The following is a 15,292-nucleotide window of genomic DNA, read 5'->3' as shown; positions in this document are numbered from 1 at the left end:
GGAAGAAAAATTCGATAAATTTCTGCCTTGATCCTAAGGGACTTGGACAGAGGGATGATTCGCCGCACATGAGAAATCAAAGCATGTGATGTGAGGCTAGCCATCTCCTCTCCAGAATGAGGAGGAACAAATGAAGACAAAGCTAGATTTTTTCAAAATGAAAGAACAAAACGAACCTATTGTGATGCTGACCGCATACGACTATCCAGCTGCAAAGCAAGCGGAAAAAGCGGAAGTCGACATGATCTTAGTTGGTGATTCACTTGGGATGGTTGTACTTGGACTAGATTCCACAGTTCAAGTCACGATGGATGATATGATCCATCATACAAAAGCAGTGAAAAGAGGCGCAAAGGACACATTTGTTGTGACTGATATGCCATTTATGTCTTACCATTATTCGTTAGAAGAAACAATGAAAAATGCAGCACGCATCATGCAAGAAAGTGGTGCCGATGCCTTAAAGCTAGAAGGCGGAGATGGAGTATTTGAATCCATTCAAGCTCTAACAAGAGGCGGAATTCCTGTCGTCAGTCATTTAGGCCTCACACCTCAATCAGTTGGTGTACTTGGCGGGTATAAAGTGCAAGGAAAAGACCACGAAAGTGCTCAAAAATTGATTGAAGACAGCTTGAAATGTGAGGAAGCCGGTGCAATCGCTCTTGTGCTGGAATGCGTACCTGGCGAACTGACAAAACGAATTACCGACATGCTGAAGATTCCTGTGATCGGAATTGGTGCAGGAGCTGAGGCAGACGGACAAGTTCTCGTTTACCATGATGTAGTAGGATACGGGGTGTCTAGAACACCTAAGTTTGTGAAACAATACGCGCAAATTGATACTGTTTTAGAAGAAGCGCTCATTCAATATACGAAAGAAGTAAAAGCACGCACATTTCCAGAGGACATGCACACGTTTCATATCAAAGAAGAAGTCCTTGATGGCTTATATGGGGGAATCAAAAAATGAACGTTGTCACCCATATTCACGAGCTAAAAGAATTAATCAAGCAGCATCAAGAAAAACAGCATTCCATCGGCTTTGTCCCAACGATGGGTTTTCTTCATGAAGGACATCTGACGCTTGCGAAAGAGGCAAGAGGTCAAAATGACATTGTCGTGATGAGTATTTTCGTCAATCCGTTGCAATTTGGACCAAATGAAGACTTTGAATCCTACCCAAGGGATATGGAAAGAGACCAGCGTCTCGCAGAAGCAGCAGGGGTGGATATTTTATTTACACCTGATGTGAAGGAAATGTACCAAAATGAACCATCTATTACGATGACGGTTCAAAAGCGGACAGATGTCTTATGTGGAAAAAAACGTCCAGGACATTTTGACGGTGTTGTCACTGTGCTCACAAAGCTGTTTCATCTTGTGTCACCAACAAATGTCTACTTTGGACTAAAGGATGCACAGCAAGTCGCTGTGATCGATGCGATGATCAAGGATTTCTTCTTTGATCTTCACCTTGTTTCTGTACCGACAGTCAGAGAAGAAGACGGCTTAGCGAAAAGCTCAAGGAATGTGTACTTGTCAGAAAAAGAAAGACAAGAAGCACCCGCTTTATACCGCGCATTAAAAAAAGGACGGTCAGCTGTTGAAAAAGGTGAACGTGATGTCAGTCGTGTGTACCAGCTGATTGAAGAGGAACTTGTTCAGACGTGCGGAGAAATAGATTATATTGAGATCTATTCATATCCAGAACTTGAGCCGCTTCAGCAGTTAGCAGGTCAAGTCATTATGGCGGTTGCGGTGAAATTCTCACGGGCAAGACTGATTGATAATGTGATTTTCCATGTTCCTGAAAGCGGTGAAAAACATGTATAGAACCTTTATGACATCTAAGCTTCATAAAGCAACGGTAACAGAAGCAAACTTACATTATGTAGGAAGTATCACAATTGACGAAGATTTACTTGATGCGGCAGGTATGATGGCAAATGAGAAAGTACAAATTGTCAATAATCATAATGGCGCGAGACTTGAAACATATATTATTCCCGGCGAAAGAAAGAGCGGTGTCATTTGTCTAAATGGGGCGGCGGCGAGACTCGTTCAGCCAGGGGATGAAGTCATTATTATCGCTTATGGGATGCTGTCAGAAGAAGAAGCTAAGACACATAAACCAAAAGTGGTCGTGTTAAATAAACAAAATCAAATTGAACAAATGATTGGACAAGAGCCTGCGAGAACGATTTTATAACGCAGGCTCCGTGGAAACAGAACAGTTTCAGAAGAGAGGCTGTTCTGTTTCATCTATTTTGTCCAGAGCGTGTTTCACTTTAGGGTGAAACGAGGAATTGAGGTGTCCATTTTATGACCGATCAAAGGTTTGTTGTCGTTGATATTGAAACCACCGGGAATTCACCTAAAAAGGGTGATAAAATCATTCAAATAGCTGCGGTGGTCATTGAAAATGGACAAATTGTCGAACGGTATTCAAAATATGTGAACCCGGGAAAAGCAATCCCAGGATTTATTGAACAGCTGACAGGCATTCAGCAGCACATGGTTGACGATGCGGTGTTTTTTGAGGACATTGCCCAAGAGGTGTATGATCTCATACAGGGTGCTTATTTTGTTGCGCACAATGTTCATTTTGACTTGAATTTTTTAAATGATGAACTAAAAGCATGCGGGAAAAATGAGCTGGATGTGCTAGCAATTGATACAGTTGAGATCTCTAGAATTCTTTATCCTGAGCTTGAAGGTTATAAGCTCACTGAATTAAGTGAAGAGCTCATGCTTCCACATGACCACCCGCATAGGGCGGATAGTGATGCGGAAGTTACTGCCATGTTATTTTTAACTTTATTACATCAATTAAAACATACACCGAAAAATGTGCTGAAGCAGCTGCGCAGATTATCCTCTTATCTCCTAAGTGATATAGGACTTTTAATTAAGCAGCTTGAAACAAGCCATGATAGCTGGGAAGATTCTTTAGTGGAAGTCGGCTCTTTTGCTGTAAAAAATGTCACCAATCCTATCAGTAGGGCGACACATTCAGTAAGTGAAGATGATGAACAGCTGTTTGAGGAAATCAAAAAGAAGCTTCCGCAAACGGTAGAAGGCTATGAGGTAAGAGAAGGCCAGCTTACGATGATGAATAAAGTGAGAGACGTGTTTCATGAAAGAGCCTATGCATTAATTGAAGCGGCGCCGGGTATTGGGAAAACGCTCGCTTACCTCATCCCAGCAGCTCTAGAAGCGAGGAAATCAGGAAAACCTGTCATTATTAGTACATATTCCATACTTTTGCAGCAGCAAATGCTTCAGCGCGATGTGCCGATGTTGAATCAATTGCTTCCGTTTGAGCCTGCTGCCTGTGTATTTAAAGGTCGGGCGCATTACATTTGTTTAGATAAGTTTGAGCATGTGCTTCATGAGGAAGATGATAACTATGATGTCGTCTTAACGAAGGCGCAAATTTTAATGTGGCTCCTTGTAACAGAAACAGGTGATTTATCTGAACTGAATTTACCGTCAGGAGCTGCCAATATAAAAGACCGCATTTCCTGTGTGCATATGCCGTTTACATCGAAAAAGCGCCGTTTTAAAGAGTATTGCTTTTATGAGCGCGCCAAAAAAAGGGCAAGAACAGCTGATTTAATTTTAACGAATCATCGTCTGCTTTTATCACAAACGGAGGCATCGTCTATCTTTCAGCATGCTGACGTATATGTGATAGACGAAGCCCATCAATTTGAGAAAACAGCCAATGAAACACTAGGGGATAGTGCGTCTTATATCCAGCTTCACGCGAAATTAACGCAGCTTGGCTCCTTGCAAGGCGGACTGTTAAAGAAACTGAAAAAGAGATTTCATCATGCAGGGTTACAGACAGACACCTTTATTGAAATGGATGAGTATCTCAATCAGCTTCAAATGGAAAGTGACGCTTTCTTTAGCACCGTCCATTCATTTGTGAAAAGGACAAAACCAAAAGCCGACATCAATCGTCTCATTCATAGAGTACGTCATCATTCAAAGCATGCTCAGTGGAAACGGATTAAAGAAACAGCAAGTAAGCTTTGTTCCTTGTTAATTGCTTGTGAGAAACTGTATGAACAGCAAAAAAATGAGCTTCTTCAAAAAAGTGATCAGCTGACAGAACACTTTGCCTTTGAAGCAGAGGAATACGACCAAGTCATGTCGTTTATGCATACTTTTTGCAGTACACTGTACCGATTTATCTTTGAACCGAAAAACGATGAAACGGTTTGGATTGAAATTGATGCAAAAGGTGCCAAAAACGCAGTCTTTATGCATGCACAGCCGTTAGATACTGGGGAGCTTTTGGCTGATCGTTTCTTTATGAACAAAAAGAGTGTTGTCCTCACATCAGGGACACTCACCATCAATCACCGCTTTGATTATTGCTTGGAACGGTTTGGCCTGCAAGATTTTTACCCTCATCTTGTGCAAATTGATTCACCTTTTGAACTTGAAAAACAGCTTAAGGTCATTGTTCCAGCAGACATGCCGCCGATTACAAACCGTGATGAACGAGATTATGTAAAGCAGGCTGCGCAATATATAAAGGTTATGGAAAAGCAGCAGCATGCAAAAATATTGGTATTGTTTAATTCACATGAGATGTTAAAAGCAGTCTATGAAGAGCTAAAAACAGAAGGGATGCAGTCAGCGCTTTTTGCTCAAGGTTTGACAGGCGGAAGCCCTGTAAAATTAACGAAAATGTTCAAATTAGCAAAACAAGCCATTTTACTTGGTACGGGTAGTTTTTGGGAAGGTGTTGATTTTCCGGGCTCAGAGCTGACAACAGTCATCATGGCACGTCTTCCGTTCAGGCCGCCTGATTCTCCTCTCATTGAAGCCAAATGTGATGCAGCTAAAAAACAAGGGAAGAATCCGTTTAAAGCCGTCGCTTTACCAGAAGCTGTGTTAACCTTTAAGCAAGGAGCTGGACGCTTGCTGCGCTCTGAAAAAGACATAGGCACATTGCTGATTTTAGACCGCCGAGTGAAAACCGCTTCATATGGAAAACTATTTTTAGAATCACTCCCTCATGCGCCGGTTCACGAGATGTCAAAAGAGTCACTTGAGGCGTATATAGAAAACCTTAACAACGAAAAGCCGCTGTCATAAGCGGCCTTTAGCTGGTGTGGGTTTGGAGTTAATTTATCGTAACGGCTTTTTGTGTTCCGTTGTAAAAATAGTATCGGTTCCCGTGCAGAAAAGTATGACTAACAATATTTACGTACCGAGGAGGAATTAGAAGTGGAAAGTAAAATAGAGGTACTTTCAACTGTTCAAATTAAGCATTCAGAAGACCTATACAAAATTGTTGATTTATTGAACAGAACGCTTAAAAGAGAAGATCTCATGTTTGGATTAGCATTAGATCAAGAAGACCAAAATCAAGCGGTATTTACGATATATCGCACATAGGGGAAGCTTGACATGAAAAAAATAGTCTGGATTATTTCATCTGTAGTGGCTCTCGTTCTGCTTATTGGCATCATCAGCTTTACGTGGATTTATCAAATTGCCATGGGACAAAGAGAACAAGGGCATGAAGCAGCGATCGAACGAGCAAAAGAACAAGCAAACATCGTACAAGTGGAGCAAGTGGAAACCTTTGTCGGGAAAGAAAAACAATTTATTGTTGAAGGGAAAAACAAACAGAATGAAACGATCTACGTTTGGGTTCCTGCCAGCAAAAAAGAAAAAGTGATCGCAAAAAAAGCAAAAGAAGGCATTACCTCGAATCAAGCAGTACAAGCCGTTCAAAAGGAGAACACGGTCTCTAAGCTAAAAGAAGTCAAATTAGCGAGAGAAGGTGACGTACTTCTTTGGGAAGTGACATACTTAAATGAAAACAATCAATATAGCTTCAGCTATGTCGACTTCTCGACAGGACACGTGGAAAAAAATTTAACACCGTAGTTTCTCCTGTCTTGCGTTGACCATGCTGATTTAGAACGGTTATAATAAAATGTATGAAAAAAGATTCACACCTGTCTAAAGGTGAGTTTCTTTCTGGCTTTGGAGGGAATTATGTTGAAAACAACGATTAATCAAGTGTTCAAACACGTCGATCAAGAAGTAACCATCGGCGCATGGATTGCCAATAAACGTTCAAGCGGAAAAATTGCATTTTTGCAGCTGCGTGACGGGACAGGCTTTATTCAAGGAGTCGTAGTAAAAGCAGAAGTGGAAGAGGAAGTCTTTAAGCTTGCGAAATCAGTCACTCAAGAAACATCTGTCTATGTAACAGGTCAAGTGACAAAAGATGAGCGTTCACCGCTAGGTTTTGAATTGCAAGTGAAATCCATTGAAGTGATTCATGAAGCGACAGATTATCCAATTACACCAAAAGAGCATGGAACAGAATTCTTAATGGATCACCGTCATTTATGGCTTCGTTCTAAAAAACAGCATGCCATTATGAAAATCCGTAACGAAATTATTCGTGCTACATATGAATACTTCCATCAAGAAGGTTTCGTGAAAGTAGATCCGCCAATTTTAACTGGAAGTGCACCTGAAGGCACAACGGAACTGTTTGCTACGAAATATTTTGATGAAGATGCATACCTTTCTCAAAGTGGTCAGCTTTACATGGAAGCTGCGGCAATGGCACTCGGAAAAGTATTCTCATTTGGCCCAACATTTAGAGCTGAAAAATCTAAAACAAAACGTCATTTAATTGAGTTTTGGATGATCGAGCCTGAGATGGCTTTTGTCGAATTCAATGAAAACCTTGAGTATCAAGAAAATTATGTGTCTCATGTTGTACAAAGTGTACTTGAAAACTGTAAAGTGGAGCTGCATACACTAGGCCGTGATACAGCGAAATTAGAAAACATCAAAGCACCATTCCCGCGCATCACTTACGATGAAGCGATTAAATTCTTGCAGGAAAAAGGATTTGATGATATCGAATGGGGAGATGACTTCGGAGCGCCTCACGAAACAGCGATCGCCGAAAGCTATGATAAACCAGTGTTTATCACTCATTACCCAACATCATTAAAACCGTTTTATATGCAGCCAGCACCGGATCGTGAAGATGTTGTCCTTTGTGCAGACTTGATTGCACCAGAAGGCTACGGAGAGATTATTGGCGGTTCTGAGCGTGTTCATGATTTAGAGCTTCTTGAAGCAAGATTGAAAGAACATGGGCTTGATCAGGAAACTTACAAATGGTATACAGAATTAAGACAATACGGTTCTGTACCGCATTCAGGTTTTGGTCTCGGACTTGAACGTACAGTTGCTTGGATTAGCGGAGCGCCGCATGTGCGTGAAACCATTCCTTTCCCAAGATTATTAAACCGTTTATACCCTTAAGACGTGAAAGCCTCCAACAAATGGAGGCTTTTTCAAACGTCTTTTTAGAGGGGCACGTGAAATAAAACGTGATATACTTAAAATGAAGAGGTGTATCCGATGAATAGACAGCAATTTATTAATATGCAGCAAATGGGGTCGACAAGTTTGCCTAATTTGCTGATTGCTCATTATGAGCAGTTAGGACTGAATGAATCACAGATGATGGTGATGCTTAAAATTAAAATGAATGAAGAACAAGGCGTTTTCTTCCAAACATTTGAAGAGCTTTCTCAAGGCATGACCATTTCAGCGGAAGAGTGTGCGTATATGGTTCAGCATCTCATTCAAAAAGGATTTATCTCGATTCAGCCATTTGAAGACAGGTCTGGTATTCAGCATGACCGCTATTCAGTAGAACCTTTATGGGGCGTGCTATATGACTTTTTAGAAGCAAAACAGGCGAAAGAAGCGCAAAAACATCATGTGCAGGCTGAAAAATCTTTATATGCTTTATTTGAAGATGAATTCGGCAGACCGCTGTCTCCTCTTGAAGGAGAAACACTTTCGATCTGGATGGATCAAGACCATCATGATACTGAGATGATTCGGCTAGCGCTAAGAGAAGCCGTTTTATCAGGGAAATTAAATTTCCGTTATATTGATCGAATTTTATTTGAGTGGAAAAAGAAAGGGCTGAAAACAGCGGAAGAAGCAAAAGAGCATAGCCAGCATTTCCGGTCTCAGCAGAAAACGCCGCCTTCAAAAGAAGAGACGTCCACCTATAAACGACAAGTTCCTTTTTATAATTGGCTGGAACAATAACCAATAAAGGAGAAGGCATGTTAACAAAAAAACAAATCAATGAGTGTTTAGATATTATAGGAGATATGTTTCCAGAGGCTGAGTGTGAGCTTGTTCATGACAATCCATTTGAGCTTGTGATTGCTGTTGCACTCTCTGCTCAATGTACAGACGTGCTTGTAAACAAGGTCACCAAAACGCTTTTTCAAAAATATAAAACACCAGAAGACTATTTAAGTGTACCGCTTGAAGAACTGCAGCAAGATATTCGCTCGATTGGTCTTTATCGAAATAAGGCTAAAAACATTCAAAAGTTGAGCAAAATGCTGATTGAAGAATATGGCGGTGAAGTACCAAAGGACCGGGATGAGCTTGTTAAGCTTCCTGGGGTTGGCCGGAAAACAGCAAATGTCGTCGTTTCGGTCGCTTTTGGTGTACCGGCAATAGCAGTAGATACACACGTAGAACGAGTCAGTAAACGTCTAGGCATCTGCCGCTGGAAAGATTCTGTGCTTGAAGTAGAGCAAACCTTGATGAAAAAGGTGCCAAAAGAAGATTGGTCTGTGACGCATCACCGTCTGATCTTTTTTGGGAGATATCATTGTAAGGCGCAGCGGCCGCAGTGCGAATCGTGTCCGCTTCTTGATATGTGCAGAGAAGGGCAGAAGAGGCTGAAAAAAGGATTGGTGAAGCTGGCATGAGCGGGGCAGCTGTTTTCACCTCATATGTCGAAAAGCTAAAAGAAAAAAAGGTAGAGATTAAAGGTGATCGAGTAGATATACTGAGGGCCAATCCGCTCGCATATGATCTATCTTCAGAACCTTTAACAGACGAGTTTCCATGGCAGGAAACGGAAGAATTTGTTCCTGTGATGTTTGAGCTGTGGGACGAATTAAAAGAAAAAATGCTTCCTCGTTTCCAAACAAGAAAATCCCGCTGTGAAGAAGATGATATGCTGCAAGGAATCGTCAGTATGATTGCGATGTTTTACTGGATCAAAGGGGAGAGTGTCCAAACGTTTGAATGGGAACATATCAAGCAAGAGACATTTCCTGTTGCTCCGATTAATTGGACGGAACGTTTAGAGTTTATTTTGCTAAAACCAACTCAATATCATTGCTTTATTCAATTGGACGAGCTATACACGGAATTAAAAAAGCAGTATGGAAAATATGAAGCACTTAAAAAAATCAAACAGCAGCGTTAAAAAAAGCACTTGCCATAGGAGGCAAGTGCTTTTTCATTATTCATCTTCTTTTCGAGAAGTAGCATTTGATTGCGAATTGGAACTTTGAGAGTTGGCTTTCTCATCATCTTTCTTTTTATCTTTATTATCAGTTTGCGAGTTGCTGTTCCCATTTGTACTGTCTGAGCCATTATCTGAAGAACCATTATTTCCGTTTTCTGTATTTCCACCTTGGTCCTGATCCTTATCCTTATCTTGATCTTTTTTGTCATCAGGCTTTTGCTCATCAGTGCCAGGGGGCTGATTTTTGTTATCGTCTGTTTGGTCTGTCTGCTCGTCGTCAGGCTGCTGCGGTTCTTCTTCTTCTTTATTCTCATCATCCGCTTTTTCTTCCTCATCTGCGTCATCCTTAATGGTGAGGAAGGTAGATGCCGCTTTACTCGTGACATCATCTACAGTGGCTGTCACTTGGAATTTATATGTGGAGCCAGGCTTCACATCAGAGATGACCGCTTCTTTAGCAGAGCTGTTTTGAATCTCTTTATAGCCGCCATTATCAACCGCTTGCTTGACATTAAATGTAGCATCAGCGTCGTCAGAATAGCCCCAAGTCAGTGTGATGGATTTTTTCTCTTCATCATACACCGCTTTTAAATCAGAAGGCTTATCGGCTTCTTTTTTCTCGTATGTGTCAGAGACTTTTGTTGGTACCGTTCCTTTAACAAAGTATTCTGTTGTCTTCTTGTCACTTGGTGTATTTGGTCCGGCTAATTTTGCTGGATCGGATCCTTTTTCAACCGTAGCTTCAACGACACTGTCTGGTTTTTCAAATGAGCCGCTTCCATCATCAATTTGAGAAATCAATCGCTGGAAGACGATTTTGGCAACACGCTGCTCGTAATCATTCAGCCATATCTTTCCGTCTGCATCTTTTGAATTACCGATTCCAGTCCAAACGGCTGCTGTATATTGCGGCGTATAACCGACAAACCATGAATCTTTTGCACCGCCAGAAGGGATATTGTGTTTATTAATAACATCTTGTGTGAAGTTCGTTGTACCTGTTTTACCAGCTACTTGAACGTTCGGTACTTGTGCAAGTGTACCAGTACCAGATTGGACAGCAGTTTTCAGCATATCTGTAATCATAAATGCTGTGTAATCACTCATTGCTGCTTTTGAGTCCGGCGTAAGGTCAAGCTTTGTCCCGTCATTAAATTCAACAGATGTAACAGCGTGCGGTTCATTATAGTATCCGTTATTACCGAATGCACTAAATGCACCTGCCATTTTTAATGAAGACACACCATCTTCAAATCCACCGATGGAATAAGATTCTGGAATATCAGAAGGTAAGTCCATGCCTAAATTATTAGCAAATTGAGCGGCATTGGCTGAACCAGCTTCTTGGAATGCTTTAAGTGCAGGGATGTTACGCGATTGTGCCAAAGCACTTCTCATCGACATTTTACCTAAATGTCTTCTGTCAAAGTTATTAATCGGTGTACCATCTGAGTACGTATACGGCGCATCATCAATTTGCTGATATGTTGACCATTTTTTGTTTTCAATGACTGGGCCGTAATCTAAGATCGGTTTAATTGTGGACCCTGGCTGGCGTTTTGCATCCGTCGCATAGTTAAAGCCGCCGGCTGGTACATCACGTCCACCGCCAATGGCGCGAATTTCACCATTTTTCGTATCAAGCAGGGTCACACCCGCCTGCATCCCTTTCGTAAATCCAACTGAATCTCCATTGATGATATCATCTAAGTGATCCTGTGCTTTTCGATCAAGTGATGTATAGATTTTTAATCCATCAGTTGATGCATCCACTTTGGCTTTTTTCTGTACTTCTTCCATCACTTCTTCAATGTAGGCAGAGTACTTACTAGAGTTTTGGCTCTTATATTTACTAGCTGAAACAACTGTCTTACTGACAGGGGTTGCTTTTGCAGCGTCATATTCTTTTTCAGAAATATAGCCTTGTTTTTTCATAAGGCTTAAAACAATATTACGGCGTTTTTCCGCTGCCTCGGGATGTTTCACCGGGTTATAGGCAGAAGGACTCTGCGGCATACCTGCAAGTGTGGCAGCCTGTGCAACGGTTAGTTTATTTAAATCTGTGACTCCGAAAAATTGTTCAGCTGCTTTCCCCACACCATAAGCATAAGGAGAGAAGAAAATGCGGTTTAAATACATTTCTAAAATTTCATCTTTAGAGTATTTTTGCTCAAGCTGAATCGAGAGCCATACTTCCTGTACTTTCCGTTTTAACGTCTTTTGATTGCTTAGGAGGGAGTTTTTCACAACCTGCTGTGTAATTGTACTTCCGCCTTCAGCACCAAAGCCGTCCTCAACGTTTGCGACAAGTGCACCGCCGATACGGATTGGATCAATCCCGTGGTGCTTATAAAAACGTGCATCTTCAGTCGCAATAAACGCGTCTTTTACCACATCGGGTATATCTTTTATCGAGACATACGTTCTTTTTTCTGCACCAACTTCTGCAAACACTTTCTTGTCTTTATCATAAAGCTTTGAAGAGTATGGTGTTTTAAGCTTACTATCATCAATAGAAGGAGCGCTTGATGCAAAAACGGCAAAAGTTGTGATTCCGGCAACTAAACAAAGTAGACCGATCACGAGTAAAGATAAAAATATTTTTTTAAATAGACCTGCTTTCTTTTTGCCTTTTTTGTTCTTTTGCTTCTTATTGTTTTCTTGACTTGCTTTACGTCGCTGTTCACGACTTGTAAATTGATCAGACATCACATCTCAACCTTTCGTGTTAAACCTTTTTCGAACGTAATTGCTACTTGCTTTCATCCGAAAAATGAAGTGTCTCCACTACTTTAATATAATCAATTCTTGGCGAATATCCAAGTGTCATTATGTGGCCAGCTTCCATTAATTCGTCTTTACTAATGGATTTACGGCCGTTTTTTTTCTGCCGCTCCCAGAAGAAAAAGAGATCTGAAGCGGGCAAATAATAAACGGAGCCAAAAGCGGATATAATAACGAAACAAATACCGCCTTGCTTTTCAACCTGTTTCATATGCTCAATTTGATGGTCGTGGAAATTTTTGAGCGGAAACGAGGTAGTGCTTTTGGTTTCCTTTGCTTCAAAATCGATATAGCGGCCTTTGTAAACCCCGTTATAGTCTGTTGTGGATGATTGTTTAAAATAGGCTTCTTTAATGACAGCAGCACTTCTTTTTGGATAATCCACATTCACAATTTGAACTGGGGTAGGCTTTTTATGAATGACTGCGATCCCGTTGACCAAATAGTATTGGTTTGTTTCATTTAAATCAGCCTCAAGCGTCATCCCGCGGTTACTATAAGAGGATTCGCCGCTGATTCTTTTTTTTGTCCCAATTTGTTGTATGGGCTGATACGATTTTCCGTTTGGATACCGAATCATCAAGTTTCAGCCTCCTTTTAATGCATTTTGTATTGGAGAGATCACCATGTTGTCCCAAGAAGAGCATATCATCACTCAGCAAATTTTACGTGAAACGAAAGCAAAAAATAAAGACAACCTGACGAGGACAAATGCCTACAAGCGCTTTTATGACCGGCATCCAGAGATGAAATGGTCGCTGCTCGCTTCCTTTGTCTCGAGAAATGCTGGGTGGTCCATGACGGATTTAAAAGGCGAGCTCTTCCATCCAGGTTTAACGGATCAGCAGGGGCACCTTTTTTTCACAGCATATGAAAGAGCGAATTGGCTGATCTTTTCGGATGCTTACCCTCAGCTTCTTTTGTACGAATGGTCTAAGCGATGCAGTAAACCTTTGTTTCATCTGCTTCCTTATTTCTCCGTGTCTCGTTTTATGAGCGCTGAGTGGGAACGCTTCTGGCTAAAGCGTGACACAGAGCGTCTGCTTTATGCACTCATCATAAATGAACAATATACTATACAATCTCCTATTATACAAAATCCTCTTCTGAAAAAGAATGTTTTTCACTCGATTCAATATCTTTTCAGCGAGTGGGGACATTTCCAAACCGTTGTTTTTCCAACGGTGGACGGGCATTTGTACGGCTTAACCATACGGAAGTTTTCCAATGTAAAGGATCGCATTACATTAGGTAAAAAACTAGCGAAACTATTATTTCGAGCCGATTTGTTTTCGGATTTTTATCATTTTTTGCATACCGTTCCGCATACGGGGTCTCGGTTTGATTTTGAACCTTTTTTAGGGATCGCTAGAAGGTCAACACCTTTTCTTAGGACGGTTTATCCGGTGATGACACATTCATTAGACGATCAAAGGGAAGATTGGTTTCAAAAGAAATTGAGTCCATCTTTATTTGAGGCAGAGCCGCTGCCAAAGCAGATTGAGCTGACCGACTGGTATTTTCATAAAAAAAGACAGCTTCGTTTTCTTTTCTCATTAGAGCACTATTTTTTGCATAAATAAAAAGCAGGGGGTGCCTGCTTTTTTTACGTAGATGGACGATTAGGACCGCCGAGCTTTTTATCCAGCTGATCTGGACTGTTTTCTTTCCCTTTTGGCTTTTGCTCTTTTGGTGCTGGCTGCTTTTTCATGAAATCTACCTCCTTTTGTCCTTAGAATTTACACAATCGGACGCAATCATACAAAGAAGGACAAGCATCTGTCGAAAAGGAAGAAATAGCGCTCATCTACACTTAGATTGGCGATTTGCTTCTAGTTTTGTCATGTGTGAAGGAGGGGGAGAAAGAAAAGAGAATGTAACGAGAGACAATAAAGGAGGAATCTGATGATGAGCGAATTTGTATCAAAAGAATCCATTATGCAGTTGTTAGAGGAAATCGAGCGAAAAATTGATGCGGTGGAGGAAGAGCTGTCTCTTGCTGTGAAGCAGACGAAACGTGCAGCGATAGAAGAGCAAGAACAAATCATTGACCGGCTTGAATCAGAAGTAAAGGACTGTGAAGTGAAGCTTCATGCAGCCGAGTATAAACTGGCAGCAAGACCGGCATATCACGCCGGATAGCCTTTCTATTTGAGCAATAGGTAAACGTTTGATAGGATGGTTCATAGAGGTGAACACTTTGGATAATCAAACATTACTTGAACATACACAAAACTTGAGAATATGGATCGAAGAAGCGTATGAGCAGTACCAAAAGGGAAAGGCTGAAGAGGAGTACCCATCGTATGATTTTTATACGGATATTCAGCCGGCCGTTGTTACATTTGATCAGAAAATGGAGGAGTGGCTCACCGCTGCCATTTCGTTTATTGAGCAGGCCAAACCTAGATATTTACACCAAGAACAGCTTGAAGCCGTAAAAGAAAATGGAAAAGAGGTTGTCCTGCAATCTTATTTTGGTAAACAGCACGCACCCCGTGTAAAAAATTTAGTTGAGTCAGTGGTTTACACTCTGAACCTTTTAATAGAAGAAATCAAAAAGCGCAGCTAAAGACATGATGCTGCGTTTTTCTTATGGCTTCTTTAGGCACATCTTCTGCTCTTGGTCATAATATATGAGTGTCATCAATATGTGTTGAGAGCGAGAGGAGCGAGATAGATGTTCCCTTATTCAAACCAGCAGCCTTATGAATTCAATCAATTCAAGCAAAGGCCTTTTCCGTATCCAGAGATGCAGCAGCAGCCTCCGCAGCCTCCAGACTATTTCATGCCGCCGTATCAAGGTGGAGGGGGAATGAATCAGGCACCATCTACTGTTTATCAGCCGCCTTATGGATACCAAGAAAACGTGCCGCCTTTACAGCCGCCTGAAGCGATGAACCCACCCCAAATGCAGCCGCCTCCAGGCATGATGCCCATGCAGCCGCCTATGAACCCTTATCCATTGCCAAGGCCGCAAAAACAGCAGCCATCTCAATTTAAAAGTGTGCTGTCACAATTCAAAAAGACGAATGGGCAATACGATTTTAACAAAATGTTTGATACAGCTGGCCAAATGATGAGTACAATGAATCAAGTAGGCTCATTGGCGAAAGGATTTACAAGCATTTTTAAAGCATAGCTAAAACCCAA

At 41.3% G+C, this 15,292-nt stretch carries 17 protein-coding genes; 14 read left to right on the top strand and 3 right to left on the bottom strand.

What is annotated here, in order from left to right; genetic code table 11:
• The first annotated feature begins 130 nt into the window (after window positions 1–130).
• From panB to NSQ34_RS10020, 10 genes are all read left to right on the top strand, one after another.
• A complete protein-coding gene (gene panB / locus NSQ34_RS10065) occupies window positions 131–970 on the top strand; it encodes a 3-methyl-2-oxobutanoate hydroxymethyltransferase (RefSeq protein WP_024422781.1) in 840 nt (279 codons plus the stop codon).
• The gene (gene panC, locus NSQ34_RS10060; protein WP_103132006.1) at window positions 967–1,833 is read left to right on the top strand and encodes a pantoate--beta-alanine ligase; all 867 of its coding nucleotides are present in this window, start codon (window positions 967–969) and stop codon (window positions 1,831–1,833) included. The genes panB and panC overlap by 4 nt, the downstream gene beginning before the upstream one ends.
• Complete coding sequence (gene panD, locus NSQ34_RS10055; protein ID WP_176967035.1) at window positions 1,826–2,209, top strand: aspartate 1-decarboxylase; 384 nt, start codon at window positions 1,826–1,828, stop codon at window positions 2,207–2,209. Before panC ends, panD begins: the two co-directional genes overlap by 8 nt.
• Window positions 2,210–2,322: 113 nt before the next feature.
• Window positions 2,323–5,115 carry an ATP-dependent DNA helicase DinG gene (gene dinG, locus NSQ34_RS10050; RefSeq protein WP_176967036.1) on the top strand — a complete coding sequence of 931 codons (2,793 nt, stop codon included), beginning with the start codon at window positions 2,323–2,325 and terminating at the stop codon, window positions 5,113–5,115.
• Window positions 5,116–5,247: 132 nt separating this feature from the next.
• On the top strand, window positions 5,248–5,418 hold the full coding sequence (locus NSQ34_RS10045; RefSeq protein ID WP_065214698.1) for a YpmA family protein: 171 nt from the start codon (window positions 5,248–5,250) through the stop codon (window positions 5,416–5,418).
• Window positions 5,419–5,430: 12 nt separating this feature from the next.
• Window positions 5,431–5,916, top strand: a complete 486-nt coding sequence (gene tseB / locus NSQ34_RS10040; RefSeq protein WP_056767115.1) for a cell wall elongation/penicillin-binding protein regulator TseB — start codon at window positions 5,431–5,433, stop codon at window positions 5,914–5,916.
• 114 nt (window positions 5,917–6,030) lie between these two features.
• Window positions 6,031–7,323 carry an asparagine--tRNA ligase gene (gene asnS, locus NSQ34_RS10035; protein WP_087975939.1) on the top strand — a complete coding sequence of 431 codons (1,293 nt, stop codon included), beginning with the start codon at window positions 6,031–6,033 and terminating at the stop codon, window positions 7,321–7,323.
• A gap of 99 nt (window positions 7,324–7,422) precedes the next feature.
• Window positions 7,423–8,127: a DnaD domain-containing protein gene (locus NSQ34_RS10030; protein WP_034280461.1), complete on the top strand. Its 705-nt coding sequence runs from the start codon at window positions 7,423–7,425 to the stop codon at window positions 8,125–8,127.
• A gap of 17 nt (window positions 8,128–8,144) precedes the next feature.
• Entirely contained in the window at window positions 8,145–8,807 is a 663-nt protein-coding gene (nth, locus tag NSQ34_RS10025) for an endonuclease III (protein WP_034280464.1), read from the top strand.
• Window positions 8,804–9,313 (top strand): YpoC family protein, encoded by a 510-nt coding sequence (locus NSQ34_RS10020; protein WP_065214700.1) that lies wholly within the window; start codon window positions 8,804–8,806, stop codon window positions 9,311–9,313. The genes nth and NSQ34_RS10020 overlap by 4 nt, the downstream gene beginning before the upstream one ends.
• 36 nt (window positions 9,314–9,349) lie before the next feature.
• On the opposite strand, the gene NSQ34_RS10015 is transcribed toward NSQ34_RS10020, so the two are convergent.
• Window positions 9,350–12,064, bottom strand: a complete 2,715-nt coding sequence (locus NSQ34_RS10015) for a PBP1A family penicillin-binding protein (RefSeq protein ID WP_065214701.1) — start codon at window positions 12,062–12,064, stop codon at window positions 9,350–9,352.
• Between the two features lie 43 nt (window positions 12,065–12,107).
• Window positions 12,108–12,719 (bottom strand): Holliday junction resolvase RecU, encoded by a 612-nt coding sequence (gene recU, locus NSQ34_RS10010; RefSeq protein WP_065214702.1) that lies wholly within the window; start codon window positions 12,717–12,719, stop codon window positions 12,108–12,110.
• A gap of 46 nt (window positions 12,720–12,765) precedes the next feature.
• Here recU and NSQ34_RS10005 point away from each other — a divergent pair, with 46 nt between their 5' ends.
• Window positions 12,766–13,722 carry a DUF2515 domain-containing protein gene (locus NSQ34_RS10005; RefSeq protein WP_061109278.1) on the top strand — a complete coding sequence of 319 codons (957 nt, stop codon included), beginning with the start codon at window positions 12,766–12,768 and terminating at the stop codon, window positions 13,720–13,722.
• 23 nt (window positions 13,723–13,745) lie between these two features.
• On the opposite strand, the gene sspM is transcribed toward NSQ34_RS10005, so the two are convergent.
• Window positions 13,746–13,850 carry an acid-soluble spore protein SspM gene (sspM, locus tag NSQ34_RS10000; protein WP_024422772.1) on the bottom strand — a complete coding sequence of 35 codons (105 nt, stop codon included), beginning with the start codon at window positions 13,848–13,850 and terminating at the stop codon, window positions 13,746–13,748.
• Window positions 13,851–14,047: 197 nt separating this feature from the next.
• Here sspM and NSQ34_RS09995 point away from each other — a divergent pair, with 197 nt between their 5' ends.
• The 3 genes from NSQ34_RS09995 to NSQ34_RS09985 all read left to right on the top strand — a co-directional run bounded on the left by NSQ34_RS09995 (window position 14,048) and on the right by NSQ34_RS09985 (window position 15,281).
• Window positions 14,048–14,281 (top strand): DUF5446 family protein, encoded by a 234-nt coding sequence (locus NSQ34_RS09995; RefSeq protein WP_223251001.1) that lies wholly within the window; start codon window positions 14,048–14,050, stop codon window positions 14,279–14,281.
• Window positions 14,282–14,330: 49 nt separating this feature from the next.
• Window positions 14,331–14,711, top strand: a complete 381-nt coding sequence (locus tag NSQ34_RS09990; RefSeq protein ID WP_224426683.1) for a YppE family protein — start codon at window positions 14,331–14,333, stop codon at window positions 14,709–14,711.
• Window positions 14,712–14,819: 108 nt separating this feature from the next.
• A complete protein-coding gene (locus tag NSQ34_RS09985) occupies window positions 14,820–15,281 on the top strand; it encodes a YppG family protein (RefSeq protein ID WP_061109277.1) in 462 nt (153 codons plus the stop codon).
• Window positions 15,282–15,292 lie beyond the last annotated feature (11 nt).

Source organism: Bacillus sp. FSL P2-0069 (assembly GCF_038593315.1).
GTDB lineage: Bacteria > Bacillota > Bacilli > Bacillales > Bacillaceae > Bacillus > Bacillus safensis.
Note: the sequence above shows the minus strand (reverse complement) of the source record. Positions and strands in the feature narration are given on the sequence as shown.

Coding starts and splice junctions, on each gene's coding strand:
- tseB (WP_056767115.1), top strand. CDS start 5,431: ATGAAAAAAATAGTCTGGATTATTTCATCTGTAGTGGCTCTCGTTCTG.
- nth (WP_034280464.1), top strand. CDS start 8,145: ATGTTAACAAAAAAACAAATCAATGAGTGTTTAGATATTATAGGAGAT.
- NSQ34_RS10015 (WP_065214701.1), bottom strand. CDS start 12,064: ATGTCTGATCAATTTACAAGTCGTGAACAGCGACGTAAAGCAAGTCAA.
- sspM (WP_024422772.1), bottom strand. CDS start 13,850: ATGAAAAAGCAGCCAGCACCAAAAGAGCAAAAGCCAAAAGGGAAAGAA.
- NSQ34_RS10005 (WP_061109278.1), top strand. CDS start 12,766: ATGTTGTCCCAAGAAGAGCATATCATCACTCAGCAAATTTTACGTGAA.
- NSQ34_RS09985 (WP_061109277.1), top strand. CDS start 14,820: ATGTTCCCTTATTCAAACCAGCAGCCTTATGAATTCAATCAATTCAAG.
- dinG (WP_176967036.1), top strand. CDS start 2,323: ATGACCGATCAAAGGTTTGTTGTCGTTGATATTGAAACCACCGGGAAT.
- NSQ34_RS10020 (WP_065214700.1), top strand. CDS start 8,804: ATGAGCGGGGCAGCTGTTTTCACCTCATATGTCGAAAAGCTAAAAGAA.
- panD (WP_176967035.1), top strand. CDS start 1,826: ATGTATAGAACCTTTATGACATCTAAGCTTCATAAAGCAACGGTAACA.
- NSQ34_RS09995 (WP_223251001.1), top strand. CDS start 14,048: ATGAGCGAATTTGTATCAAAAGAATCCATTATGCAGTTGTTAGAGGAA.
- recU (WP_065214702.1), bottom strand. CDS start 12,719: ATGATTCGGTATCCAAACGGAAAATCGTATCAGCCCATACAACAAATT.
- panC (WP_103132006.1), top strand. CDS start 967: ATGAACGTTGTCACCCATATTCACGAGCTAAAAGAATTAATCAAGCAG.
- NSQ34_RS10030 (WP_034280461.1), top strand. CDS start 7,423: ATGAATAGACAGCAATTTATTAATATGCAGCAAATGGGGTCGACAAGT.
- panB (WP_024422781.1), top strand. CDS start 131: ATGAAGACAAAGCTAGATTTTTTCAAAATGAAAGAACAAAACGAACCT.